At 33.7% G+C, this 8,100-nt stretch carries 6 protein-coding genes; 3 read left to right on the forward strand and 3 right to left on the reverse strand.

The window, feature by feature from the left end:
* Positions 1-144: 144 nt before the first annotated feature.
* Positions 145-1,434 carry a helix-turn-helix domain-containing protein gene (locus B371_RS0103110; protein ID WP_019412857.1) on the reverse strand — a complete coding sequence of 430 codons (1,290 nt, stop codon included), beginning with the start codon at positions 1,432-1,434 and terminating at the stop codon, positions 145-147.
* A 267-nt stretch (positions 1,435-1,701) separates the two neighbouring features.
* Here B371_RS0103110 and B371_RS0103115 point away from each other — a divergent pair, with 267 nt between their 5' ends.
* Complete coding sequence (locus tag B371_RS0103115; RefSeq protein WP_019412858.1) at positions 1,702-1,995, forward strand: DUF3006 family protein; 294 nt, start codon at positions 1,702-1,704, stop codon at positions 1,993-1,995.
* A gap of 106 nt (positions 1,996-2,101) precedes the next feature.
* Here the strand turns inward: B371_RS0103115 and B371_RS0103120 are convergent, their stop codons facing one another.
* Positions 2,102-3,394, reverse strand: coding sequence for a helix-turn-helix transcriptional regulator (locus B371_RS0103120; RefSeq protein ID WP_019412859.1), 1,293 nt, complete (start codon positions 3,392-3,394; stop codon positions 2,102-2,104).
* A gap of 234 nt (positions 3,395-3,628) precedes the next feature.
* Between B371_RS0103120 and B371_RS0103125 the strand changes: the two genes are divergently transcribed.
* Complete coding sequence (locus B371_RS0103125; protein ID WP_019412860.1) at positions 3,629-3,838, forward strand: hypothetical protein; 210 nt, start codon at positions 3,629-3,631, stop codon at positions 3,836-3,838.
* 109 nt (positions 3,839-3,947) lie between these two features.
* Here the strand turns inward: B371_RS0103125 and B371_RS0103130 are convergent, their stop codons facing one another.
* On the reverse strand, positions 3,948-5,495 hold the full coding sequence (locus B371_RS0103130) for an FAD-dependent oxidoreductase (RefSeq protein ID WP_019412861.1): 1,548 nt from the start codon (positions 5,493-5,495) through the stop codon (positions 3,948-3,950).
* A 197-nt stretch (positions 5,496-5,692) separates the two neighbouring features.
* Between B371_RS0103130 and B371_RS0103135 the strand changes: the two genes are divergently transcribed.
* Positions 5,693-7,672: a S9 family peptidase gene (locus B371_RS0103135; protein WP_019412862.1), complete on the forward strand. Its 1,980-nt coding sequence runs from the start codon at positions 5,693-5,695 to the stop codon at positions 7,670-7,672.
* Positions 7,673-8,100 lie beyond the last annotated feature (428 nt).

An 8,100-nucleotide genomic window follows, 5' to 3' on the forward strand; every position in this document is an offset into this window, starting at 1 on the left:
TGGCTTTTTGAACACGCTCTTAATGTTATAAACTTGGTATGCTAGTTATTCTTGGTAATACATAATTGGCCGATACAATTCCTTGTTGGGCGAGAACCATGAAAATGGCTGCTGCGATAAATGTAATAAATAATTTCTTTTTCATTATAATTCCTCCAAATAGTTAATAGATATAAATTGAAACTGGTAAAAAATAGCGTTTTGATAGGCTAAAGCAGAACTTTTATATTTTCTGTTTTCACTATATAAATTCCCCAATAAAATCGAGTATTTATAAGCATATCGGTAGTCTTTATTATTTTCAAAATAATGAATTGCAGAGAGAATAACTTGGTCAAAACTCATATCCATTTTGTGTTTAACTTTATATATATTAAAGTGATAGAAAAATGCCATATGCTTTTCTATTGAATCAGCCTCAATTAATGCAAGTCCTTTTTCACACCACTGGGAAACCTTTTGAATATTGTCATTCTTAGAATACTCTTTAACTACCGAGAAAAAGGTTATCAAATGTCCATCCGTGTCGTCCCAATAATCAAGGCTCTCAATGAAATATTCTATTGCTTTTTCACGATTACCTTTTAAAGAATAAAGTGCTCCTAGATTTTGAGTAATTATCCCATCATATTTATTTAACCCAATATCTTTAGCCAACTTTTTTGAAAGTAAAAAGCTTTCTTCAGCACTTTTATATTTTGCTGTCATCATATGCGCAACCCCAGTAACGATATAACAATCAATAGCCCTCGAAAAAATTAGATTATCTTTATAATAATTTAAAGACTTTGTTGAATATTCAATCGTGTTTAATAAATGGTTATTCGAAAGATATGACATGCTAATCGCATGATAAAAATCTGCAAGTTCCCATTCTTCCAAGTGGAAATTAGATATTATATCTAAAGCAATTTCAAAGTGGTTTAAAGAGATTTTAAATTCATTTGTTAAGTAGAAAAATAATCCGCAATTGTTATTAAAGACAAATTTTTGTCTGTCATTGAACTTATCTTTCATCTGATCTAATGCATCTAATAATTTTTTGGGGAATTCAACATCAGTTTCAATAATTAAATATATTCGAAATAAATAGAGATTATACGTATAGAAATTACTCTCATCTTTAAAGAGAAAATTTCTCTCCTTGTAAGATAGTAGCTTTTCCTTAATGTCATCTTTATTTCTATCAATAATTGATTCTTTGTAAAGCAAATAAAGCTCAGATAGGAATTCAATTTCTTGTTCAGTAGAAATGTCCTCATAATCCAGGTTGAGTCTATCCAACAAAAGTTGAAGTACATCTTCACTCGGGATTGTTTGGGTATTCTCAATCTTACTCAAGTAGGACGTGGAACAGATTCCTTTAGCAAGATTAACTTGTTTCATATTCTGTTGTATTCGGGACATTTTGATGAGCAATCCGATATTATTCATATATCCACCTTTTATACTACTAGAGTTTTTGAGTAATATCTACTACTTAAAGTTGGGAAACATAATGCTATTATCACATAAAAAAAGCGTGTTTTAGAAATAAGTTTCCCAACCTAATTATCTTTCTTATTCTATCTTAACGAATTATGATTATATTGTAACTAATTTATCACTTAACCTTACTTTAAATACTAAGTTTATTTGGAATATTTAGCAAATAATAGCTTGATGCAAGCAAAACTATCATTTTAAAAGGAGTTGTTCAGTATGTTTAGAGGAAGAATGTACAAATTAGATCGATTTGAGAATGATTTAGCAGTTCTTTTGGAGTTTCCTAGCTATTCAAATGTACTAGTAGTTCCAACAAATGATTTAAAGCGAAATATGAAAGTTGACGATGTATTATTAGTAAATATAAGAGAAGAAGGATTTAATATTTCAAAAGTAAACATACAAACTGTACAAGCAGAGATGTCAGAAACATTGCATCCAACTCAAAAAATTAGTAGTTATTACATTGACTATGAACTTGGTTGTTTAGTCTACACGACAGCCAGCTAATTATTGCGTTCAATGACACATCGCCGTGTTATAAACATACACATAACAAACCTGTAATTATCTCCTTCGACCCCCGGGGATAATTACAGGTTATTTGAACGAGAGATCATAAATCTTCCCAATGAGAAATCTTATGTTTTTTAAACATGTTCTCATTAGAATATGAGAAGTACTTTGCAGCATTTTTATATTTGTTATTTTCTTGATAAAAGTTCCCCAATAAGAGTGAATATTTCTCTGCAAGTCGATAGTTTTTTGTTTCTTTAAAGAAATTATATGCATCTATTGTCACTTTTTCAAATAGAATTGGATTAGTTTCTCTAGCCAAATATACGTTCAGATGGTGTTCAAATGTTTGATGATGAACAGGATTGTGATTGTCATTAATTAGAGAAAGCCCAAATTCAGCCCATTTTATGACTTCTTTTGAATTTTTTAATTTCGAGTATTCTTTTACTAATGAATGGATAGTAAATAATTTTTCATCATAATCTTCTCTATAACTAAGACTTTCTAAAAAGTATTCAATAGCTTCTTCTGATTGTCCTCTAATTGAAGCAGTGGTGCCTAAATTTTGTGTAATTATTGGAATATGCTCTTTTAAATTAAGCTGTAATGTAATTTTTTGAGCTAGTAACAAGTTTTGATGAGCTTGTTCATATTGATATGTTTCATCTTGAACAATAGCCAAGATTAGATAGCATTCAACAACACGCGAGTTATAGAATCCACTTTTAAAAAATTCTAAAGATTTTTGAATGTAATCAATGCATATTACCCAACGTTGTTGAGTTAAGTAGCAATGACCCAATAAATAGTGGAAATCGGCCTCTTCCCATTTTTCAATATTAATTCTTTTATAATAGATAATAGCTTTTTCATATGATTGAAGTGTTGAAGTATAGTCCAACATAAATGAATAATAACTACCCACACAAGAGTTAAATAAAAACATTTGATAATCGTTAAAATTACTTGAAAGCTCAGATAAAGCCATGATTAGCTCGCTTGTGTCATTTTGAATATCTTGAACGATCAGGGTCAATCTTAGAACCATAAGCTGGTATGTATAATAGTTTGTTGCATCACTGAACAGATAGCGTTCAGCATTAATTTCTTTAAGCTGTCGAGCTGCAAGTTCTCGGTCTTTGTTCATGACTGCATTGAAATAAATCTCACGTATATGCTTAAGATAACTTTCATCGTCTAAATTTTTATTGTTTGTTATGGTAAGTTCAAGTCGATTTAATAGTAAATCAATTACTTCTTGGCTTGGAACGATTGAATTGTTTTCAATTTTACTGAGATAGGAAGGGGTACAGATTCCTTGTGCTAATACTATTTGTTTCATATTTTTTCTAATTCTTTCAAGTTTTATAACGTGTCCAAAGTTATTCAAAGACGATCCCCCTCTGATGAAAGCCATTTATATGATCCGGTTTATTCCATGTATATACAGGACTGACTTTAAATAAAAGCTTATTTAAGAAATATATTTCTTGAAATCATTTTTTTTGCACTCTAATTGTGAAGACTTTCCCATCTTTTTCGACATTTTTCGACGTTCTTTTCAAGTAGAATAGAACTACAGAGAAAATAAGTGAAATTTTAAGATATGGGAGGGGAGAGGCGAATGAAATATGGAACATTAGAGTTTTTTCAAATTCTAATTTGTTTGATGTTTATACATAAGAAAGGCATTTTATCTAAGCCAATACATTTTGTTGCATTTACTTTCTTTGCAATGTTTTTGATGTATTCCATTAACTCCTTACTCCCGATCCTTGTTGAAGGCTTTGTTGTCGTGAAGAAACAAATGAACACAGAAGTCATTCGTTTTTAAGTTACAAATAATTCGCATAATTATATAAAATGATTGTATGTATTATTTTACATTTAAAATTAGTATAAAGCCATCCCATTCAATTTGAAAGGGATGGCTTTATATATAATTATTTAGTTTCTAATGGTTTCACTGCCGGTCCTTCCAAAACTTCACCTTTATACGAGAAGCGTGATCCATGACAAGGACAATCCCAGGAACGTTCACCATCATTCCAATGTACATCACAGCCTAAATGGGTACATGTTGGATTGACTAAATAAAGTTTCCCGTTTTTATCTTTATAGGCACCGACTTTATGATTGTCAACCATCACCAGTCGTCCTTCATCATTTTTCAAACTATCAACTGAATCTTTTGAGCGATCCAGTTTACCTTTAATTAATTCTTTTGCTACATCTGCGTTTATCTTTAAAAAATGTTTAGTATCTTCTTTTTTAAGTTTTGTACGAGTTGGTGAATATAAAGCTTGATAAGTATTAAATTTATTTTGTGCAAGATCTGCAAGCAATAATCCAGCAGCGGTACCATTACTCATGCCCCATTTGAAAAAACCAGTTGCAACAAATACATTCTGTAGATTGGATGTCATATTACCAATGTATGGGATACGGTCGAGTGTTTCTAAATCTTGAGCTGACCAATGAGAATCGATTGACTCAACAGGAAAATGTTCTTTGGCAAATTGGGTTAGCACTTCATAACGCTCGAGTGTAGAAACATCATGACTAGGGTCATCATGATGCCCTGTTTTATGTCCTTCTCCAACAACAAGTAAATAGGTTTCACCTTTATCTCCGTTCGCTGTTCGAATGGAGCGTGTTGGCTTTTCTACATTAATGTACATTCCCTTTAACTGGGGATCAGCTACTTTTACGCAAACCGCATAAGAACGTTGAGGTGATAATCGAGTAAAATACAGGCCGCTTTTATCGTTAAAGGGAAAATGACTGGTAACTAAAACTTTATTTGCATTGATTTTATTGCCTTCTGTTGTTTCAATTACATGGTTATCATCATCATTCTTTAGTGATTCTGCACGTGTGTCTTCGTAAAAAGTCACACCCAGTCCCTGAGCTTCTTTGACTAGTGCGTTGATGTATTTGATTGGATGAAACTGAGCTTGGTTAGGTAGTGTTAACGTTTCACTTACCGAAAATGGAAGATCATTTTTGGATACTGATAGTTCACCGGGAATTTTAAGTTTGTCATAAGCAGACTTCTCCGTATGTAGTTTTTCAACGCCTTTAGGAGTCTCGGCATACATTACGGCGTCACGTTCTTCAAAATCACAATCTATGGAAAGTGTGTCTATCCATTCTTTCACTTGGATACGCGCTTGTTCATTCGCATCAAAATATTGACGAGCTTTTGCTTCCCCGAACGTTTTAATTAATTCATCATAAATAATTCCATGCTGTGAAGTAATTTTAGCTGTTGTAAATCCTGTTGTCCCACTGCCGATCTTGCTACCTTCAATGACGGCCACACTAACGCCTGCTTTAGCAAGTGTGTAAGCTGCTGTAACTCCCACTATACCTGCTCCAACAATACACACATCAATTGTAAGGTCAGATTGTAATGGTGCAAATGTTTTATTTGACCTTTTTTTTCTCCAATATGATTTCGTAAACTCTGGTAATTCTAGTGCACACATAAAATCCCCTCCAGGTAGTTATTCAATCATTATTGCCTGTTTACTCAATATACAATCATGTTGAATTTAAATTAAAGGAAATTTCTGTCGTCTATTAACTAAATTATTAAATATAGTAAGCTTCTGAAATAAAAATAAAGGGAAAATCTTACGGATGTCGAAGTAAGTAACAGACGACAACATGAGGAGGAAATAGCATGACGAAGCGTAAGATAAAGATTGAAGATTTAAGTAAATTGGTTTCGGTGACACAACCCACTTTGGCTCCCAATCAACAAGAAGCCGTTTTTGTACAAACTAAAATTGATGAAAAAGAAAATACATATCAAGCAAATCTATGGCATGTGAACTTAGAGACCAAAGCAATTACACAATGGACCCATGGAAAAGAAAAAGTTTCAAGTCCTTTATATTCTGAAGATGGAACGAAGCTTGCATTCTTATCCACACGAGATGATAAAAACCAACTTTATGTATTATCCACAGAAGGTGGAGAGGCACGTAAAATCACCTCATTTGAGAAGGGTGTCAGTAGTTTTAAGTGGTCACCATACGGAAAGAAAATTTGGTTTTCAGCTTCACTAAAAGAAGGAAAGACCTTTTTAGATGTTCCCGACAAAGAAGACAACAAGAAGAAACCAGAACCGTACATTGTAGACAAAATGAAATATAAAATGGATGGAACTGGTTTGCTTCCCCAAAATACATACAAGCATATTGGTTGTATTGATTTGGAAACGGAGGAAGTGATTCAATTCACTCAAGGAAATCATGATTATGCCTTGCAAGATATTTCGAACGACGGAAAGAAAATCGTATTCAGTGTCAACCGTTCCGAAAATCAGGATTTTGAGTTTCATGAATCCTTATACTTGATAGATGTTGAATCCAAACAAGAGACGACGATTATTGAAGATGGTGGTTCTTATGGTGGAGCAGTATTTTCATTTGATGATAAGAAGTTGGCGTTTGTTGGGAGTGAAGTGACATACAAGAATGCAACACATGCAGAGCTATATGTGTACGATGTGGAATATGGCACTCGGAACATTTTGACAGAAGGAATCGATGCTCCAGTGGGAGATTACGTCGTTGCTGACCATCAACAAGGTGCGACTGCTCCTAGTGTGAAATGGACAAAGGATAACCACTTGTATTTCCAAGTTTCAACAATGGGTGATGTCCGATTATATGCATCTTCTTTAGAAGGTGAAATGTATCCCGCAACTGGTGACGATGAACATATATATGGCTATGATGTGGCAAAATCCGGTGAGTTTGCACTAGTCACTGTTTCCAATCCCACTAAAATTGGTGAACTGTATTTACAAACCATCGCTACAGGTGAAAGACAAAAGTTGACTTCATTCAATGAAACATTTGAAAACGAAGTAGAACTTGTACCAGCACAAGCCATTACTTTTAAGGGTGCTAAAAACTGGGACGTACATGGCTGGTTAATGAAACCTGCAGGTTATGAGGAAGGACAAAAGTATCCATTAATTGTTCAAATTCATGGGGGCCCACATGCGATGTATGCAAATACATTTTTCCATGAGCTTCAGCTATTGGCATCACAAGGGTATGGGGTCCTTTATATAAACCCTCGTGGAAGTCATGGCTATAGCCAACAATTTGTTGATGCAGTTAGAGGTGATTACGGTGGTGGTGATTATGAAGATATAATTGCAGCCTTGGACTCAGTATTAGCTAATAATGTCTGGATTGATGAAAGTCGACTTGGCGTTGGGGGTGGAAGTTACGGTGGCTTTATGACCAACTGGATTGTTAGTCATACGGAGCGTTTTAAAGCTGCTGTCACACAGCGCTCGATTTCGAACTGGGTTAGTTTCTTAGGTGTTTCTGACATTGGATATTATTTCAGTGATTGGCAGATTGGTGCAGACATGACGGATGTAGAGAAACTGTGGAATCATTCACCATTGAAGTATGCAGAGAATATTAAAACTCCTTTATTAATTATGCATAGTGAAAAAGATTTCCGTTGTCCAATTGAGCAAGCAGAACAACTGTATATCACATTAAAGCAGATGAAAAAAGAAGTTGGATTTGTCCGCTTTCCAGACAGTGATCACAACTTGTCACGTAGTGGCTATCCGAATTTAAGATATGCACGATTGGAACAAATTACAAGTTGGTTTAATAAGTATCTGTAAGTTGTAACAATAAGTTATTTGTCAATTATTGTTGGTTCGAGTCTCTCGACAAAACTTGCGTCTGTAATGATTCAATAATAAAAGTTGGCAGTCAGTATAAAATAATGATGAACAAAGACCTTTTTTGTGTACCGGAATGGGTCTTAGTTTTTCAAGAGATAAGAAACCCCATGAACCCCAATGTTCATGGGGTTTTTATTTGTGAAGAGTAACATTCTAACATGGCTTATCTTTGGTGACATTCTTGCTAATCCGATTTGAATAGTTTCCAGGTTGTGAATCTAAATTAAAGAACAATAAAAGAAAATCCAACTTAAAAAGATGGGAGACTATGCTTTTTAAGTCCAGAAAATCACTGGTACTTTAAATAATGGAAAAATGCAGTGGTTTGCATCATGAACACTGGAATTCTGGTATTTTGAGCAAGT

This window comes from Paenisporosarcina sp. TG20, from assembly GCF_000286315.1.
In the GTDB taxonomy this organism is placed as follows: Bacteria; Bacillota; Bacilli; order Bacillales_A; family Planococcaceae; genus Paenisporosarcina.

What these genes read in the sequence shown, in the direction of transcription:
- B371_RS0103125 (WP_019412860.1), top strand. Translation starts at nt 3,629, where the DNA reads ATGAAATATGGAACATTAGAGTTTTTTCAAATTCTAATTTGTTTGATG.
- B371_RS0103110 (WP_019412857.1), bottom strand. Translation starts at nt 1,434, where the DNA reads ATGAATAATATCGGATTGCTCATCAAAATGTCCCGAATACAACAGAAT.
- B371_RS0103115 (WP_019412858.1), top strand. Translation starts at nt 1,702, where the DNA reads ATGTTTAGAGGAAGAATGTACAAATTAGATCGATTTGAGAATGATTTA.
- B371_RS0103135 (WP_019412862.1), top strand. Translation starts at nt 5,693, where the DNA reads ATGACGAAGCGTAAGATAAAGATTGAAGATTTAAGTAAATTGGTTTCG.
- B371_RS0103130 (WP_019412861.1), bottom strand. Translation starts at nt 5,495, where the DNA reads ATGTGTGCACTAGAATTACCAGAGTTTACGAAATCATATTGGAGAAAA.